This is a genomic window from uncultured Ruminococcus sp. (genome assembly GCF_946415235.1).
In the GTDB taxonomy this organism is placed as follows: Bacteria; Bacillota; Clostridia; order Oscillospirales; family Ruminococcaceae; genus Ruminococcus.
Window position 1 is genome coordinate 71,751 of record NZ_CAMKRR010000002.1, and the last position, 16,527, is coordinate 88,277.

Annotated in this window: 16 protein-coding genes; 7 read left to right on the forward strand and 9 right to left on the reverse strand. The window is 46.0% G+C overall.

The window, feature by feature from the left end; genetic code table 11:
* The first annotated feature begins 55 nt into the window (after window positions 1-55).
* Both Q0R37_RS01005 and Q0R37_RS01010 read left to right on the forward strand, forming a co-directional pair.
* Entirely contained in the window at window positions 56-802 is a 747-nt protein-coding gene (locus tag Q0R37_RS01005; RefSeq protein ID WP_294750172.1) for an exodeoxyribonuclease III, read from the forward strand.
* Between the two features lie 16 nt (window positions 803-818).
* Window positions 819-1,130, forward strand: a complete 312-nt coding sequence (locus tag Q0R37_RS01010) for a hypothetical protein (RefSeq protein WP_294750174.1) — start codon at window positions 819-821, stop codon at window positions 1,128-1,130.
* A 42-nt stretch (window positions 1,131-1,172) separates the two neighbouring features.
* Here Q0R37_RS01010 and Q0R37_RS01015 read toward each other — a convergent pair whose 3' ends face one another.
* Both Q0R37_RS01015 and Q0R37_RS01020 read right to left on the reverse strand, forming a co-directional pair.
* Window positions 1,173-1,970, reverse strand: coding sequence for a TIGR02452 family protein (locus Q0R37_RS01015; protein WP_294750175.1), 798 nt, complete (start codon window positions 1,968-1,970; stop codon window positions 1,173-1,175).
* Window positions 1,971-1,974: 4 nt separating this feature from the next.
* Window positions 1,975-3,078, reverse strand: coding sequence for a metallophosphoesterase (locus Q0R37_RS01020; protein WP_294750177.1), 1,104 nt, complete (start codon window positions 3,076-3,078; stop codon window positions 1,975-1,977).
* Window positions 3,079-3,314: 236 nt separating this feature from the next.
* On the opposite strand from Q0R37_RS01020, the gene Q0R37_RS01025 reads away from it, so the two are divergent.
* Window positions 3,315-4,508 carry a glycoside hydrolase family 5 protein gene (locus tag Q0R37_RS01025; protein ID WP_294750179.1) on the forward strand — a complete coding sequence of 398 codons (1,194 nt, stop codon included), beginning with the start codon at window positions 3,315-3,317 and terminating at the stop codon, window positions 4,506-4,508.
* A gap of 52 nt (window positions 4,509-4,560) precedes the next feature.
* Here the strand turns inward: Q0R37_RS01025 and Q0R37_RS01030 are convergent, their stop codons facing one another.
* The gene (locus Q0R37_RS01030; RefSeq protein WP_294750181.1) at window positions 4,561-6,468 is read right to left on the reverse strand and encodes a hypothetical protein; all 1,908 of its coding nucleotides are present in this window, start codon (window positions 6,466-6,468) and stop codon (window positions 4,561-4,563) included.
* The gene (locus Q0R37_RS01035; RefSeq protein WP_294750182.1) at window positions 6,465-7,043 is read right to left on the reverse strand and encodes a sigma-70 family RNA polymerase sigma factor; all 579 of its coding nucleotides are present in this window, start codon (window positions 7,041-7,043) and stop codon (window positions 6,465-6,467) included. The genes Q0R37_RS01030 and Q0R37_RS01035 overlap by 4 nt, the downstream gene beginning before the upstream one ends.
* A 211-nt stretch (window positions 7,044-7,254) precedes the next feature.
* Between Q0R37_RS01035 and Q0R37_RS01040 the strand changes: the two genes are divergently transcribed.
* From Q0R37_RS01040 to Q0R37_RS01055, 4 genes are all read left to right on the forward strand, one after another.
* Entirely contained in the window at window positions 7,255-7,722 is a 468-nt protein-coding gene (locus Q0R37_RS01040) for a DUF2975 domain-containing protein (protein ID WP_294750184.1), read from the forward strand.
* 14 nt (window positions 7,723-7,736) lie between these two features.
* Complete coding sequence (locus Q0R37_RS01045; protein WP_294750186.1) at window positions 7,737-7,943, forward strand: helix-turn-helix transcriptional regulator; 207 nt, start codon at window positions 7,737-7,739, stop codon at window positions 7,941-7,943.
* Window positions 7,944-8,075: 132 nt separating this feature from the next.
* Window positions 8,076-8,372 carry a hypothetical protein gene (locus tag Q0R37_RS01050; RefSeq protein ID WP_294750189.1) on the forward strand — a complete coding sequence of 99 codons (297 nt, stop codon included), beginning with the start codon at window positions 8,076-8,078 and terminating at the stop codon, window positions 8,370-8,372.
* 38 nt (window positions 8,373-8,410) lie between these two features.
* Window positions 8,411-9,922 carry a DUF4153 domain-containing protein gene (locus Q0R37_RS01055; RefSeq protein ID WP_294750191.1) on the forward strand — a complete coding sequence of 504 codons (1,512 nt, stop codon included), beginning with the start codon at window positions 8,411-8,413 and terminating at the stop codon, window positions 9,920-9,922.
* Window positions 9,923-9,986: 64 nt separating this feature from the next.
* Here Q0R37_RS01055 and Q0R37_RS01060 read toward each other — a convergent pair whose 3' ends face one another.
* The 5 genes from Q0R37_RS01060 to Q0R37_RS01080 form a co-directional block, all read right to left on the reverse strand.
* Window positions 9,987-11,732 (reverse strand): [Fe-Fe] hydrogenase large subunit C-terminal domain-containing protein, encoded by a 1,746-nt coding sequence (locus tag Q0R37_RS01060; protein WP_294750193.1) that lies wholly within the window; start codon window positions 11,730-11,732, stop codon window positions 9,987-9,989.
* A gap of 43 nt (window positions 11,733-11,775) precedes the next feature.
* Window positions 11,776-12,858 (reverse strand): plectin, encoded by a 1,083-nt coding sequence (locus tag Q0R37_RS01065; RefSeq protein WP_294750194.1) that lies wholly within the window; start codon window positions 12,856-12,858, stop codon window positions 11,776-11,778.
* Between the two features lie 197 nt (window positions 12,859-13,055).
* A complete protein-coding gene (locus tag Q0R37_RS01070; protein ID WP_294750196.1) occupies window positions 13,056-13,634 on the reverse strand; it encodes a hypothetical protein in 579 nt (192 codons plus the stop codon).
* Between the two features lie 146 nt (window positions 13,635-13,780).
* A complete protein-coding gene (locus Q0R37_RS01075) occupies window positions 13,781-14,980 on the reverse strand; it encodes a GGDEF domain-containing protein (RefSeq protein WP_294750198.1) in 1,200 nt (399 codons plus the stop codon).
* 14 nt (window positions 14,981-14,994) lie between these two features.
* Window positions 14,995-16,341, reverse strand: coding sequence for a substrate-binding domain-containing protein (locus tag Q0R37_RS01080; protein WP_294750199.1), 1,347 nt, complete (start codon window positions 16,339-16,341; stop codon window positions 14,995-14,997).
* Between the last annotated feature and the right edge of the window lie 186 nt (window positions 16,342-16,527).

Genomic DNA, 16,527 nt, shown 5'->3' on the forward strand with positions numbered 1-16,527 from the left:
TATAAAGTCTCCGCAGTCGGTATGGCTGCGGAGAAATTTTTTCGGAGGTATAACAATGAAGCTCATATCATGGAACGTCAACGGCTTCCGCGCTTGTTTGCAGAAAGGCTTTGAGGACTTCTTCAAGGCTGCGGACGCTGATATATTCTGCTTGCAGGAAACAAAAATGCAGCCCGATCAGGCGGACTTCACGCCCGAGGGCTATCACATATACTTTCACAGCGCCGTAAAGAAAGGATATTCGGGAACTGCTGTATTCAGCAAGACCGAGCCTCTGTCCGTTGCCTACGGCATAAACGGCACTCATCTTGACGAGGGGCGCGTCATCACCTGCGAGTACGAGGACTTTTACTTCGTGTGCTGCTATGTTCCCAACGCTCAGGACGGTCTGAAGCGTATCGACTACCGCATGGAGTTCGAGGACGATATGAGGGCTTATCTCTCGGAGCTTGACAAAAAGAAGCCCGTTATCTACTGCGGTGACCTCAATGTAGCTCATGAGGAGATAGACCTGAAAAATCCCAAGACCAACCGCGGCAACGCAGGCTTCTCCGACGAGGAGCGCGGCAAGTTCACGGAGCTGCTCGGTGCAGGCTTTGCGGACACGTTCCGCAGGCTCTATCCCGAAACCGTTACATACTCATGGTGGTCTTACCGCTTCAAAGCCCGCGAAAAGAACGCAGGCTGGCGTATAGACTATTTCGTGGTGTCCGAGCGCCTCATGAAGCGCGTGAAAAACTCCGAGATACTTACAGATGTAATGGGCAGCGACCACTGTCCTGTGATGCTGACTGTTGAGTGACCATGCGGTGACAGGAATGATGGAGCGGGAACAGATTTATTCGGATAATATCAGCGATATAGCAATGGAAATAAGCATTTCTCATGTCTGGAGAGAGCGGATATTTGCTTTAAAAGGCGGTGAAGTACTGAAACTTTCGGCAAATGACAAGGATATTATCCCCGAATACATCAGAGATGTAATAGTTGACAATCAATTGTCTTTCACCATTCAGATAGTGGACAAATATGAAGAAGAATATGATGAAGGACTGGTCATATTTAAATTCAGTTCGGATGAATTTCCGAAGATAACAGCATATTCGGGTAATAACCCTTTGATAATATGAGCATTTAAAATTTTACGGGCGCATTTTGTGCGCCCGTAAATTTTATGCTGAAAAAGTTTTCTTGAAGCTCAGATAATTTCGTCCGTCCTCCTTGCCGTATATGGCAAAGCAGATATGCTCAAAGAGCTTTCCGTAGCCCTCATCGGCTATGACCTTTCTGAAATACTCCGATACTTCATCGGGCTTGTTGCCGAAGGCTCCGCAGCCCCACGCGCCGAGTATCAGGTTTTTATGACCGTGTTCCGCGGCTATGGCAAGCATAATGCGTATGCGTCTTGTCATGGTCTCGGCTATTTTTTTTCCCGAAGCAAGCAGAGCTGCCCCCCGTCTGTTCGGAGCGGGAACTGTTATCACGGCTGCCGTGAAGGTCTTATCAAGAAGCTCGCAGTGATGATCGCGGAATACGCATACATTGGGGGAATACAGCATATAGTCGGACTCCACGGAGCTCAGGTGAGTATTGTTATAGCGGTACATTTCCTTTGCGCCCTCAGAGGTTATGGAAGCGTACAGTGTGCTGCACCTGCAAAGGGCTTCCTCCTGCGCGTTTGCGCCGAGTCTGAAACCGCCGCCTGCCTTATGAGCATTGGCGAAATTCATTACAAACGGATCTTCAAAGCGGCTCGCAGCAGTAAACGTGTCCTCAGTGGTAACGGTGATCTCACACATTTTCCCGTCTGGTATGACCATATTTTTCAGGAGCTCCGCGCTCTTTTCGGGGGAATATGCCGCAGCTGACGTGAAGTCGTTTTTTGGCAGCTCCACCCGCTTTCCGTCCTTTTCATAGAAGCCTTCGGCAGTTATTTTTATTGTCTCGTTTGCAACTGCGATATTGTTCATAAGCTCACTCCTTACCTGTGATGTCTATAATGTTGTACTCGGAAACAGCGCCTGTCTTGAAAGGTATTGCCCAGCCCGAGATACCCGAAGTCACGATGAAATCCGTATTTCCGCGGACCGTATGGCCGTAGACGAAATCATTTGCCCCTATCCACAGCCCGATATATCCTGAGGGCCATATATGACCGCCGTGAGTGTGTCCCGAGTACACAAGGTCGACCTTTGCTGCCGCCTCATTGTCATAGTCGTTTGGCTGGTGATCCAGCACGAGAGTGTATACATCGGGAGAGATATCCGCTGTAAGCTCGCCGATAGACTTTCTGGACTCGTCATGCTTGTCGCGTCTGCCTATTATTGCGAAATTATCCGTTACCATAACGGCTTCGTCCTCAAGTACGGTCACATTGTTCTTTTCGAGCTCCGCGTACATATCATCAAGGGAGAAATCGCGGTATCCCTGCATATAGCCTTGATCGTGGTTGCCGCTGACGAAGTATACTCCGTAGGTAGTATCAAGCTTACCGAGAGCCTCGCAGGCTTTTATCATGTCGCTGCGTTTGGAGTCATCATCGGCGAAATCCCCTGCGATAACTACGATATCTGGATTTTCTGCCTGTATTTTCTCCATTTCTCTTGCCATAGCCTCGCCGTCGAGAGTTATGCCTATGTGAGAGTCCGCAAAGCCGACTATACGCAGTTTTCCGCTGTCTATGGACTTTTCGGTGGTTATGCTGTACGGCGTTGAGATCACATGGTGAGCGTTGTACCAGCCTATGGACAGGTATACCGCCGTAAACAGCAGTACGCACACGCCCTCGATATTTCGGCGGCGTTCTTTTTTTGCGGCTTTCCGCACTATGAAGGCTATCAGGTCGGCAATGAGCCAGAATATGATAAGGTGAAGTATCACCACGATAACGCTGTAAAAGTTTATGAAGCCGAAACAGGCTATGCCGCCCAGCGGTATGAGGCTTGCTAGCCACGAGAGCACCTTGTGCCTTTCACCCAGCCTTTCTATGAAGCTGAAACGGTGAAACCGCGTAATAAGGTAAACAGTCCCGCTTATGGACATTAAAAGAAGTATCAGAAAAAGTAAGACCCAGTTCATATTATCCCCCTGAGATATGGCTTTGATATCATATCGGATTTTTATATAATGTCTATTTTAAATATAACAGTTTTAAGGGGGATTGTCAAGCTATGGGTAAAAAAACAGCCTCTTTGTTGCAAATAATCTTCTGTGAAGGATATATGGTTGAAATATGTATTCTTATATGATATAATATGTGTAAGATTTTAAGGTGAGATGCTGTTTTTTGGTCAGTATTTAAAGGGGGACGCCAAATGGAAAGAACAAAAGGAAAATTCATTATTTCAGCCGATGAAATAGCAGAAAAAATGGGTGCAGGCTGGAACTACGGAAATACTCTCGAAGCGAATTTCGGCGGGACTCCCGACGAAACGGTATGGGGCAACCCGAAGGCTTCACAGGAAATGGTGGACGCAGTCGCGGAAGCAGGCTTTGATACAGTAAGGATACCTATTTCATACCTCAGCAAGATAGACGACAGCAACGGCTTTAAAATAGACGAAGCATGGCTTGAAAGGATAGCGGAAGTCGTTGATTACTGCTATAACAGGGGAATGTTCGTTATCATAAATATGCACGGCGACGGCTATCATACCATCAACGGCGGCTGGCTTTTATGCGACAGCGAGGATCAGGACTACGTTAAGGCGAAATTTGCCGCTGTGTGGCGTCAGGTCGCTGTCCGCTTCGCTGACTATGACGAGCATCTTATCTTTGAGTGCATGAATGAGGTGTTCGACGGGATCTATCATGATCCCGTTCCCGAGTACTATGAGAATATAAACGATTACGACCAGATATTCGTGGATACCGTAAGGAGTGCAGGGGGCTGCAATACTCACCGCTGGCTGCTTGTTGCGGGCTGGAACACGGATATAAAGTATACCTGCGGCAATTACGGCTTCAGGTTTCCCGAGGACAGGGGAAATACCGCAGACGAGGGCAGACTTATGCTCTCTGTTCACTGCTACGACCCGTGGGAATACTGCGGCGACGACCTCAAAAAGATATTCCTGTGGGGGCAGAAGGGTCAGGAAATAATCGAAATGACCAATATCGACCCTATATACGACGCAGACTGGGGCGAGGAGGAGCACATAAAGGCTCAGCTTGCCATGCTTAAGGAGAGATACGTTGATAGGGGAATACCCGTGGTTATCGGCGAATTTGGCTGTATCGACAAGACTCTTGAGCATTCGGAGCTTCCCGACAGGATAGCCGAGAACCGTGCTTACTATGACGGCTTTCTTGCGGGAACAGCGGCTCAGAACGGCATAACTCCCGTGTACTGGGATAACGGCTACAACGGGCCGAACGGCTTCGGACTTTTCGACCGCCGCAAGCTCACGCAGACTCAGCCCGAGCTTATCGAAGCTATAGTATGCGGCGTCAGAAATAAAGACCCCATGTCGGGCAGAAGCGCATATATCGACAGATATACAGGATAAACGATAATAAAAAGGTGTGATAGATCTTATCACACCTTTTTTGCTGTAAATATTATTTGTAAGTGAAATTGTAGCCGCTTATATCGACGTCGGGAACAGGCTCGGCTTCGTCATTGAGACGTATATCATAGTAAACCGTGCAGTGTACGGTCTCGCCGTCCTTGGCGTAAAACTCTGTACCTATTGGTATTCCTGTTTCCTTGTCGATGAAGAACTTGAAGCTTCCGTAATAATCTTCGGGATATATGCACATTTCATCATTCCTGAAATCGATCCTGCCTTCTACTATACAGCAGTCTCTGTCAAGTATGTTTGTTTCTCCCGTGATGTCCCACTTGCTGAATTCATACATATAAGTACGTACAAGCCACGGACCTTCAGATATGAACATGGGTCTGAATTTGAAAGCATACCAGTTTGGTGATCTGTATTTGTTCAGTCTGAATTTATCAAAGCCGTCGTATTTTTCAGCATCGCCTTCATGAGGTACAGCATACGTATTATAGTGATAGTGGCCGTTATCATTTTGGTCATCGGTCGGATTTGTCCAGTAATATTCCTTTTCTCCGTCACAGTAGGTCTCACTGTTCTTTTCAATATCATTGGCATTTATTCCCTTGACATATTCGAGCAGAGAAGCGCAGTCATACTCTCCGCTGTAATCAGAATAATTGTTATCTGAGTAGGTGTATTCCTTCGGAGCTCTGTTATCACAGAACAATACCGTATTGTTGATCGTTTTATTTATCCTGCGATCTTCACCTTCTTCGCAGTACTGCTCGTTTTTTTCTATACTTGCATATTTTGCGCTGAGCTTATCGTAATAATCGCAGGAATTGATGAGCTTATCGACTAATTCAAGCTTCTGCGGATCAAGCTCGGGACCTATGGGTTCAACGTCGCTGATGACCCAGCTTCCGCCGTTATTGATGACCTTCATGGACATATCATACTTGTTCGGAACGCTGGTAAAATCGTATTTTACAATGGCTGTGAATGAATCATCGGTGATATCGGTAATTTCTATAGGTTCGTCCCTGCGGTCGAAGAAGTAATAAAGCCGGCTGTATCGTTCATTTTTATCGCTGTCAAAGTACAGGGCGCCGTTATACATTGCAAATACTCCGAAGTCAGGATAATTCTCGGTATCAGCATCATATATCCTGTTTGGTTCATAGCCTGAGAGGTCCTCGCCTATAAGATGCGGGAACTCCTTGTCAATACAGTCCTGTGTCATGAATGAAAGAGCCTTTTCCATTACCTCGTCGGTATTGCTGTATTTCATACCGACATCATAATGATAGTAATACCATCCGCCGAGAAGGGCATAATTCGCGTGGTCGAGCGGATCACCTCTGCCGAGCTCAAACCATATACTATCTGCGGACTGACCGCATTCCTCGTCTATCCTTCGGCATTCTTCCTCAAGATTATCGTAATATGCTTCAAACTCTTCCTCTGTCATATTAGCGGCCTGTTCTTCACTGAGGTCATACTCGGGATAATCCGGCATTTTGTCCTCGTCCAGCGGATCGAGGAAATTATCGAATTCGTCCGCAAGACCACTTGCTATACTGCGGTATTCCTCCGCACGTGGGTCTTCTGTTGAGGGCTGTGTCATTTCTGACGACGCTATAGTAGTTACGGTATCATCGTCGCCGCTGCTGCTGTTTTTCAGCTGCTTTGAGATATTGTAGCCGCCGAATGAGCCTGCGCCTATAAGCAGCGCAAGTGAAGCAGCTATGGAAGCTGTCCTCCATTTCGGGCGCTTGTATACCTCAACTCCGCTTACTTCTGTTTCACTGCTGAATTCTTCATTAGTATTGTCTGATATATTGTACTTTCTCTCGCTCATTGCGTATATTCTCTCCTTTTCTTCGTCGGTGAGTACGGGAAATTCCTGAGCGATATTCTCAATATCCATACTGTCCAGCTCCTTGAAAAGATCGTTTTTATTCATATCAATCCCTCCCTGCCTATGCCTGCTTCTGCGAGCAGCAGTTTAAGCTTCTGTTTGGCGCGGCTGCTTCGCTTCTGAACGGCTGTGGCTGTCATTGAAATGTTCTTTGAGATCTCCTTGGCAGTCCTGTTGTAGTAGTATTGCTGAATTATGATAGTTGAATCGGGCTCTCCGAGCTCCTTTATCTTGTCGAGTATTATCCTCGACTGTTCTTTCTGCTCGGTGTGCTCGATGAGACGCTCGTCAGAGCCGAAGGTCTCCATATTGTCATCGTCTATGCTGATATTCCTCATGTTTTTTGTACTTATCCTGCGGTAAGCGTCAATTGCCGTATTCCTTGATACCGCAGCGATAAAGCCTTTGATATCACCCGAAAAGGAAGTATCCTTGTCGAGCCTCTTGTATATCTTCATAAAAATATCGCTGACGCAGTCTTCAATATCCTCGCGTGAGCCGCAGCTCCTGAGAACATTGATAACGATAGCATAAACATAATTGCAGTATTTATCGAAAATCACTCTATGACACTTTTGTATCGACTCCGCCATAAGCAGACGAAGCTCGTTCTCTGTCATCGGGAACTCCTCCTTTATTGAATGCATTCAATAATATAATCGAAAGAAAGCATTGATATCAGACATATTATTCTAACATTTTTTCCGTAAAATCGCAAGCTCTTTGAAAAACAGAAAAAAATTATTGAAAAACGATAATTTTCTATTGACAAATGATATTTTCTGTGTTATACTATAGTCACAGTAAAACAATACAAAGGAGAGCGGACTTATGTGGAACAAGGATAGATCACTTATTCTGTCGCGTATTCTTACACTTGCGGCGGCTATGGCAGCCGTAATAGTTGCAGTCTTTATACCTGCGATATCCGGGTGGTATCAGTATGAAATGGCTGCTGAAGCAAACAGCGTTTTTGACAGGAGCACTATGTTCATTCCCATGTGCATTACTTTATATGTATGCGATGCACTTGCGCTGGGGGCGCTGTGGAACCTGCATATCCTCCTCAGGAACATAAGCAGGGACGAGGTGTTCATACAGAAAAACACAAATTGCCTGCGGAGGATATCATGGATATGTATGGGTGTAGGCGTTATGATGATGATATTCGGACTGTGGAGCTCCATATTTGCATTCTTCGGTATGTGTGCCCTCATGTTCGGACTTATCATGCGCGTACTGAAAAATGTATTTGAAAAGGCAGTAGAAATAAAGTCGGAAAACGACTTTACAATATAACGGAGGTGTTTTCCATGCCGATTATAGTAAATCTGGACGTTATGATGGCAAAGCGGAAGATGTCCTCACAGGATCTTGCGGAAAAGGTGGGCATTACTACCGCTAATCTTTCGATACTGAAAACGGGCAAGGCAAAGGCAGTCCGCTTCTCGACGCTGGAGAGAATATGCGACGAGCTTGACTGCCAGCCGGGAGATATACTTGAGTATCAGAGAGAATAGGCATATCCGCGGGGTAAAGCATGATACAGGGGTATGACATATATGGGGAGCAGGGATGCTCCCCCGAACCGTAACAAATACAATACTTACTATAAACATATTTATAGTAAGCAAATCGGAGGAGGTACGATCATGAAAAAGGCAGCTGTTGTCAAACGGGAACTGAAATATACATACGGTATTGATATCGCACTTTGCGTGTTCAATTTCCTTATATGCTCGCTGCTCTGTGCAGGGGGCAGCGAATGGCTCAATATTGCGGGAGTCATCGCACTTGTTACTGCTATAATACCTGTCGGCTTCAAGAGGCTGTACTATAAGGACGAGTTCACGCCGAGGTCAGTGGGAGCAGTAATGACAGTGTACAGAGCCGTGCAGACTGCACTTCTTCTGTACGGTATCGACTTTTTCCTTATAGCAGGTGTATGATATGAGAGCTTACGAATACAGAAAAGGAGAAAAGCATCATGAATAACAATATCTATAACGGACCGCAGGCTCCCTATATACCGCAGCCTGTGACAAAGGTAAAGGAAAAGCCCGAATACTCAAAGGCAGAAGTGGTACTCTCGGTATTTGCCTTTATAGCTGCATTCTGTGCGGTAAGATATATACTGTTCAACGCAATGGGCTTCATAACTACGGGAGTTTTCATTGCTATTATTACCGCGGCAATTATTTACATGAAGAAGAAGGGCTGCGAATTTTCCGCGTTCAATAAAGTGCTTGCGGCAGTTCTGTATGTATTCAGCTTTGTTTTTTCAATTACTGCAAACAACTTCATAAAAGACCTTGATGCCCTTTTCATTTTCGGTGCGGCAGCGTACCTTATATACTCCGCAGCGGCAGGAAACAAGGATATCGAGCGCTATCTGCCCTTTGCGGTATGCAAGGCGATATTCGAGTACCCCTTCTCCCACTTCGGAAAGCAGGCGGCTATAACTCAGGACAGCCTTTCAAAGTCAAAGGCGGGCTCGAATGTGAAGTATATCATCATAGGACTTCTTCTCACAGTACCGCTTACTGCTATAGTAGCGTCGCTTCTCATGTCGGCAGACGACGGACTTGCGGAAATGCTTTCCGATATATTTGAAAGGATATTCAGCGAGGAGATATGGAATATAATTTTGCAGCTCTGTTTAGCGATACCTTGCTCCATGTACCTTTTCGGAATGTTCTACTCCAACACTCACCGCGGCGGGATACAGCCTCTTGACGAGCAGGGCTGCATAAGAAAGCTGTTCAGTATCCGTTTTGTCAGCAACCTTATAATGTATACAGCCGTTACTCCCATATGCATACTTTACGTGCTGTTTTTCTTCTCGCAGGCGAGCTACTTCCTGTCCGCGTTCAGCAGTGAGCTCCCCGACGGATTTACCTATGCGGATTACGCAAGACAAGGCTTCTTTGAGCTCTTTGCTGTGGCAGTGATAAATCTTATAGTACTCTGCGCTGTAAGCCTTTTCTCAAAGAAATCAGGCAGGGAAAAGCCATTTGCACTGAAGCTTTACAGCGTTGTTCTGAGCATCTTCACTCTTATCCTCATAGCAACAGCCATGAGCAAAATGGTAATGTATATAGATAATTACGGTCTTACAGAGCTGAGAGTATACACGAGCTGGTTCATGATACTTCTTGCGTTCATATTTGTGCTTATAATAATAAAGCAGTTCCGCTTTGATATGAAGTTCACAAAGCATTTAGCAGTGATATTCACGCTGTTGTTTGCAGTTCTCTGCTTCTCGCGCCCCGAAGCTCTTATTGCGAAGTATAATATAGAAATGTACAGAGCGGGACATCTCGATGAGCTTGATACAGATGCCATACTCAAAATGTCGGACGACGGTCTCCTTGCTGCTTATAATGAGGAAGCCGTAACAAAAGAGGAGGTCAACAAGCATAAGAAAAGACTGTATCAGCGCAAAACTTACGGCAGATATAATCTCTCCGCAGTGATCCTTGACAGCAAGACGGAATGAATATATAAATGTACAGCCCCGAGGCAGCGCCTCGGGGCTTGTTCATACTATTTGACCGCGCGGATCATTTATCCTTTTTTTCCTCAGCGGGCTTTTTCACGCCTGTTACGTCGGAAATATCGACCTTTTCGGTCTGACCAGCCTTAATGAGGACTCCGTTGATATCGCCCACAAGGGTAATAATATCGTTAATGGACTTATTTATAGTCTCTGAGCTCTCATTTGTGATGGTAACATTATCATCAAGAGCGCTGAAAGCGTTGATAGTTGTCTCGAGGATAGAAGTAAGCTGTGAAACACTGTCTGCGTCCATTGTTGAGTTGTCGTTGCAGAATGAAACGACATTCTCGAGGAGGTCCTTAACGACAGCGGCTCTGTCGCTGGTAGCAGATGTGGATTCGCCGATATTCTGCATATTCTCCGTAATGCTTGCAACATTTTCCTTGAGCTTGTCGGAAAGTGCGAGAACTTCTTCTGTGATCTCTTCCAGCTGCTCGTTCTGTCTGTTGAGGGCAGAGTGTCTTGCGATGAGGACTGATTTTGCGTGAACGATACAGTTATCGGGAGTATTGAGACCTCTGTAGATAGCTGTAGCCATATCGCGGCAGGTATTGTATCCGCAGGCATGGCAGTCATATTTGCGGTCCTCTTCGGTGTGCATACCCATTTTCTCAAAGATAGGAGCAAGCTGAGCTATATTCGGAACAGGTGTAGGCATCGAGCCCTTGTAGTTCCTGAGGAAGTCAGCCACATGGAGCTCGTCATCGAACTTCTTGAAGAGCTTGTCATCGCCTCGTCCCATGATACCTGTGGACTTGCGGCGGCTCTTTGCCTCAATTTCGATAGCTCTTGAAGTAGCCATAACGTCGAAAACGGTCTGATTTGTACCCGAAGCGGGTCCTATATTACATCCGAATTCACATGAGAGCACGTCGAATACCTTCGGGTGCTTTGATTCGGGCATTCTTCCGTACATATCTATTTCGCCGAAAACCTTGTGTACGCCTTCGGAATTTGTGATATTTACCTCGGGATCGTGCATCCAGATATTATCTCTGAATCCGCCGGGACGGGAGTATATCGAGCCCAGCTGACCCTGCATATCGTCGAATTTATACTCGTAATTTTCGGAAGTATCAATAGGTATGATGATATCATTCCTCTCGAAGTATTCAAGAAGCTTCTTGATAGTAACGTTGTACTTTACGAGACCTGTGTCCTTAGCCTCGAAGGACTCGGCGATACACGGAGAAATAACAGCGATAGGGTTATTTCTGCGGAGATACTTCTGTATGTATATAGCGCCGCAGGCGATGGGGCTGTGTATAGGTGAAAGGTTCTGCAGCAGCTTGGGCTGGTATGTTTCGATATACTTTACGATAGCAGGACATTGCTGTGTGATCACGTTGCCGATCTTGTCCTGATCGAGAGTTCTTGCGTGAGCCCATGTACATATATCAGCACCGAGTGATACGTCGAAGATAGTACATCCCTGTTTCTTGAACCAGTCGAGCACACCCTTCCACTTTGTGGGGAGAATGGTCTTGATAGCGGGAGAAGCCATAATAATGATCTTTTCCTTGAGGAGATCGGTGATACATTCGTCGGTATCGTCGATATAATCTCTTGCGCCATGGTTGCACTTCTTTACGCATTCGCCGCAGGCGATACATTTAGCGGGATTAACCATGGTTATGAAACGTCCGTCTTCGAGCTGCTTTGTCATATTGGCTTCGGGAGCGGGACATTCTCTTACACAGGCATTGCAGCCCACGCATTTTTCAGGTTTTACAATGATCAATTCACTCATAATTATAAAAACTCCTTATGACATTTAAGAAACTTATTTTGCTTTATTTCTTTCCGATGGAATTGGCTTTGGCTGCAAGAGCAGCAAGGTCTATCTTGCCCTTCTTTTCGCCGCCGTCATTCTTATCGCTGCTCTTCTGCTGTCCTCCGGAGGACTCTTCCTTTTTATCGTCTTTTTCGTCATCTTTCCTGCTGTCGTCTTTTTTGCCGCTTATGGACTCAGCCATCTGCTTGAGCTTATCCAGCTCTTCCTGCTGTTTGCGCTTGTCGTCCTCATTTTTGATCTGATCCGAAAGGAGCATAGGTCTTTCGGGAATCTCGGGCTCAAAGACTTCGGGCTGCCTGAATACGGGAACGCCGCCCTCCTTAAGGGTAGCCTCTGTCTTGTTGAGGCACTCGTCTGCCTCGATGAGTCTGCTGATGCCGTCCTTGCGGAAGCCCTCGAGGGAGTCTCTTACCAGACCCATATGTCTCTTGAGCGAGTTTACATTATCAAGGAGAGAAGCTCTGAGGTTGTTTGAAGCAACTTCCATCTGCTCTGCCCTGGACTGAGCCTCAGCTATCTTTTCGGCAGCTGTCCTTTCAGCCTCGAATATGATCTGTTCCGCTTCCACGTTGGCTTCGGCGACTATATTCTCGGCGAGCTTCTTTGTCTGGAACTCTATTTCGGCTGCCTTTGATTTTGCTGTGCCTTCCAGCATTGAAGAGGACTTCTGAGCCTCGATGAAAACATTGCTGAGAGCCATAGCCTCGTCCTGAGCCATAAGTGCTGCACACTTTGATTCTGCTGCCTTGAGTTTATCCTGCAATTCGGACATTTCGTCCTTCATTTTCTTGATATCTTCTTTAAGGCTGTTGTTTTCGTCATCCGTTGCTTTTAATTTGAGGCTGAGAGTATTGTTCTGAACCTGGACCTGCGTGAGCTTTGCGCGTTCTTCCGAAAGAACTGATTCCAGAGCTTTTTCGGGCTCTGTCCCCTTTTTGTATGCCTCCATCTGAAGCTTTGTTTCTCTCAGTTCGTTCCTGAGATCATGGACCTGTTCGTTAAGGTATTCGATCCTTCTGATAACGGCTTCCTTTTCATAGCCGCCGAATGTCACGGTCTTGATAAATCTTGGTTCAGCCATATTTATATCCTCCTTATTACAACCGACCTACTGAGCGGTCACCCGATAATCCCTCAAATGGATACAATTACCGAGTTTGATACATAATTATTATACACCAAAATTGAAATATAGTCAATAAAAAAACTGCACAAAAAACAGGGCGATTTTATGTAAATCACCCAATCTTATCGTGCAGTTTCGGCATTATACGTAAATTACCAATCATTTTCGCTGTCAGCGATGAGTTTTTTTACTTCTTCGTTTTCGTAAAGACCGAGGTCGAAGAGGCGGTCTGCCTGCTTGCTTGTGATCTTTCCCTGATCCGTGAATACGAACTGTCCGTGGTGCTGTTCCGTGCCGTTCCACGAGTCTATGATCTGCAGCCAGCCTTGTCTGTCCAGCTCTGTTTCGGGGTATTTTGAGTTTGGATAGAATTTTTCGACTATCATTTTCGCACATTTGCTGTGGTTGGTGAATGCACAGGAGTAGGTATCGCCGTCGGGAGATATCCAGCCCAGCTTGAAATCGGGAGAATTCTTGTCGAACATCTCCTCAAGGGTGAGGGGCTGTTCCTTGTCCGATTCGATGATACGCAGGAAACCGTAATCATTTTCCCTGAAATGGTAGTAGCCTCCTTTTCCGTCGAAAACGACGGGAAGCTGGTCTTCGGAGATTATATCCTCAAAGCCTGTACCTTCGAGGGCTTCAAGGGTATCGACATAGAGATAGCAGTAAGAGCCTGTGGAGGACTTGTATACTGCATATTTCTTTTTCTTCTTCTTTGTTCTCTTCACTCCGAAACACCTACCTTTCATATAGCACATAACATAGGTATATTTTATCACAGTTTCTACGTAATGTCAATTATTATCTTTATTTTCTGCGAATTGCCATAAAATAAGCGGCTGTCAGTGTTGACAGCCGCCATATTTCAACAATATTACATATTTACAACATTATTTATCATGTTGCCGCCGTTCATCTTAGCGTTTCTCATTGCTGTATCGAGTTTAACGAGCAGTGAGTTTACGTTGAGGCAGTCGCCGGGGAGGTAGTGATACAATGCACCCGAGCAAGGAAGCTGAACATTGAGGTTCAGTACTTCGTAAGGACTGCTCATTACACGCTGGATGTTCTGAGCGATGCCTGCTGCCTGACTTTCGGAGATATTCTTGTTGAATACGAAGCAGAACTCGTTTCCTGTGATGTTGTAAATTTCAGCAACATCGCCGAATTCTTCCTTGAGCTTTTCAGCAACAGCAGCAAGATACTCGTCACCGAAGTCATAACCGTAGGTATCGTTGATGCTTCTGAAGTTATCCATATCGAATACAGCGACCTGGAATCTGCCCGTTTCAAGTCTCTCGCTGATATCGTTATCGAGAGCGTAACGGTTCTTCATACCTGTAAGAACGTTTGTTACAGCGAGGTCGGTAGCCTTCTGACGTGTATTCTTGAGCTTAGCGTCAACCTCTGCGAGACGGAGCTCACGCTCTTCGAGTTCGGCTCTTGCCTTCTTAGCTCTGCGTGCGAAGAGCCAGATAGCGAGCTCTGAGAGAACAGCGATGAGAGCCATGAGTCCCATGAGGACATAAGCTCTGATAGCGTTTCTTTTTGAGAGTCTTGCTGTCTCGCTGGCAACGATGGTGATAGTAGCTGTAAGCATCTGATCGGCAGTTACCTGAAGAGGATAGAGCTCCTGCTTAAGGGTCTCGTTCATGGTTGCAGCGTCGCCTTCCTGGAGCTGATCGGTACCGAGAGAGTTGAGCTTCTCATGGAACGTATCTATGATAGACTTAGCGTAGTTATATCTCTTCATGACAGTATCGTTCATATCGAGGCTCTCAAACATCTTTTCGTAACCAATGATATTGCCGTAGATACGTTCTGTATCGCCAACTATCTCAAGCGGATTGTCATAGAGGTTTGCAGCAAGACCGACGGTATTGGTATTAAGGCTTGAAAGCTCACCTTTGATGCTGTTGATAGCACGGGTAGCTGTAGATGTCATTGTACCCGTCTTGTTATTGTTGTTATAAATGTTCCATACGAGGATGGTATTCAGGATGTACATCACCGCAACGAGGATCGCAGCAACAATAAATCCGCTCGAGGCGCCTTTTTTCTTATTCTTTGCCATATTCTCGCCTCCTATTAAGAAATATCTGCATCAGGATTCAATATGAGCTTAACGAAATCGTTGTTCATATTGTCTGCATTAACGAATGTTACACCTGTATTCAGGTGAGAAGTGATGTTGTCGTTGTTTATGGCACTTGTTGCGAACTTAACGCCAACATATCCCATAACGTAAGGATTCTGAACAACTGTACCCTGGAGAACACCATTCTTGATATTGCTTATGATCTCATCGTCAGTGTTGAAGCCTACAGCGAATACCTTGCCTGCAAGGCCGAGCTCGTTGATGGCGTCGCATATACCGAGCGTCATATTTGTGTTTGTGCCGAAGAGGATAGAAATATCAGGATTCTGATCTATCAAAGCCTTAGCCTTTTCCTTGGCTTCCTTACGCTTTGAGCAGGGCTCTGACTGTACGAAGCGGTTTACGATATCCATTTTGATACGGGCATCGGCATCGGCTTTTTCCTTTTCCTTTGCGAGAACTTCAAGCTCGGCAGCTGTGAGCTCAGTCTCTTCTTCCTGAGCTGCATTTGCGTCAGCACCGCCTGCTGCGTTGGCAGCAGCGTCTCCGCCCTCAGCACCGTAAGCAGCGGCATCTCCGCCTTCTCCGCCTTCTCCGCCGTATGCAGCAGCGCCTCCGCCTGCGGAATCGTCGGTCTCGTACATGAATGCCTGAACAGGTGCGCCTGATGCAGTACCCATAATAACGCCCATCATGCTGAGCTCGGCGAATTCAACGCCGCTTGACCTTCCGAGAGTTCTTTTCATGGTATCGAAGAAGCCCAACATACGCATATCCGATGTTGCGGCTGTACTTCCTACTATACCGATAGTTCCGATATCACTTACTTCCTTGCCCTTTGCCTTCCAGCTCTTAATGATATTTCTTGCAGCACATACGCCGCCGTCAAAATCAGATGAGTTTACGAGGGAGATCGTAAGAGGATTATTTGCATCGGGTGAAGTTACGTCAGAGTTGATAGCGATTATCTTGATGCCCTTGTCAACTGCCTGCTGAAGAACATCGTTGAGCTCTGTACGTCCGTTCGGAGCGATAACGATAGCATCGACTTTATCCTTCATTGCATTCTTGATGCTTTCGATCTGTGTAGCATAGTCATTGTCACCTTCGGCAACAGAGTAGATTATGTCGTATCCGAGTTCTTTTCCTGCGTCCTCAGCGCCGAGCTTAACATCATCCCAGAAAGCGATGGGCTGTTTGGTTATAACTGCGATCTTTCCGCCGCCCTGTCTTACTCCGGCAGGTGGTCCGCCACAGCCGCCGCACAACAGCATGATAGCTGACAGTGTACAAGCAGTGACTGTTCTGAAAACGCCTTTTTTCTTGTTTCTGTTCATTATATCGAACCTCCTTTGATCAATTAGACCTTATACTGCCGCGGGATATCTGCAAACGCTTCTTTTTTTTCGTATCTGACGAACCGTTGGCCTGCGACATTACCCCTGTACAAGTCCACTATTGATATCCATAATTCATTTTAGCACATTTCTTTAAGAATTTCAACAACTTTTTGTAAATCAGTA

Coding starts and splice junctions, on each gene's coding strand:
- Q0R37_RS01010 (WP_294750174.1), top strand. CDS start 819: ATGATGGAGCGGGAACAGATTTATTCGGATAATATCAGCGATATAGCA.
- Q0R37_RS01040 (WP_294750184.1), top strand. CDS start 7,255: ATGTGGAACAAGGATAGATCACTTATTCTGTCGCGTATTCTTACACTT.
- Q0R37_RS01055 (WP_294750191.1), top strand. CDS start 8,411: ATGAATAACAATATCTATAACGGACCGCAGGCTCCCTATATACCGCAG.
- Q0R37_RS01045 (WP_294750186.1), top strand. CDS start 7,737: ATGCCGATTATAGTAAATCTGGACGTTATGATGGCAAAGCGGAAGATG.
- Q0R37_RS01015 (WP_294750175.1), bottom strand. CDS start 1,970: ATGAACAATATCGCAGTTGCAAACGAGACAATAAAAATAACTGCCGAA.
- Q0R37_RS01050 (WP_294750189.1), top strand. CDS start 8,076: ATGAAAAAGGCAGCTGTTGTCAAACGGGAACTGAAATATACATACGGT.
- Q0R37_RS01035 (WP_294750182.1), bottom strand. CDS start 7,043: ATGACAGAGAACGAGCTTCGTCTGCTTATGGCGGAGTCGATACAAAAG.
- Q0R37_RS01060 (WP_294750193.1), bottom strand. CDS start 11,732: ATGAGTGAATTGATCATTGTAAAACCTGAAAAATGCGTGGGCTGCAAT.
- Q0R37_RS01080 (WP_294750199.1), bottom strand. CDS start 16,341: ATGAACAGAAACAAGAAAAAAGGCGTTTTCAGAACAGTCACTGCTTGT.
- Q0R37_RS01025 (WP_294750179.1), top strand. CDS start 3,315: ATGGAAAGAACAAAAGGAAAATTCATTATTTCAGCCGATGAAATAGCA.
- Q0R37_RS01005 (WP_294750172.1), top strand. CDS start 56: ATGAAGCTCATATCATGGAACGTCAACGGCTTCCGCGCTTGTTTGCAG.
- Q0R37_RS01020 (WP_294750177.1), bottom strand. CDS start 3,078: ATGAACTGGGTCTTACTTTTTCTGATACTTCTTTTAATGTCCATAAGC.
- Q0R37_RS01075 (WP_294750198.1), bottom strand. CDS start 14,980: ATGGCAAAGAATAAGAAAAAAGGCGCCTCGAGCGGATTTATTGTTGCT.
- Q0R37_RS01030 (WP_294750181.1), bottom strand. CDS start 6,468: ATGAATAAAAACGATCTTTTCAAGGAGCTGGACAGTATGGATATTGAG.
- Q0R37_RS01065 (WP_294750194.1), bottom strand. CDS start 12,858: ATGGCTGAACCAAGATTTATCAAGACCGTGACATTCGGCGGCTATGAA.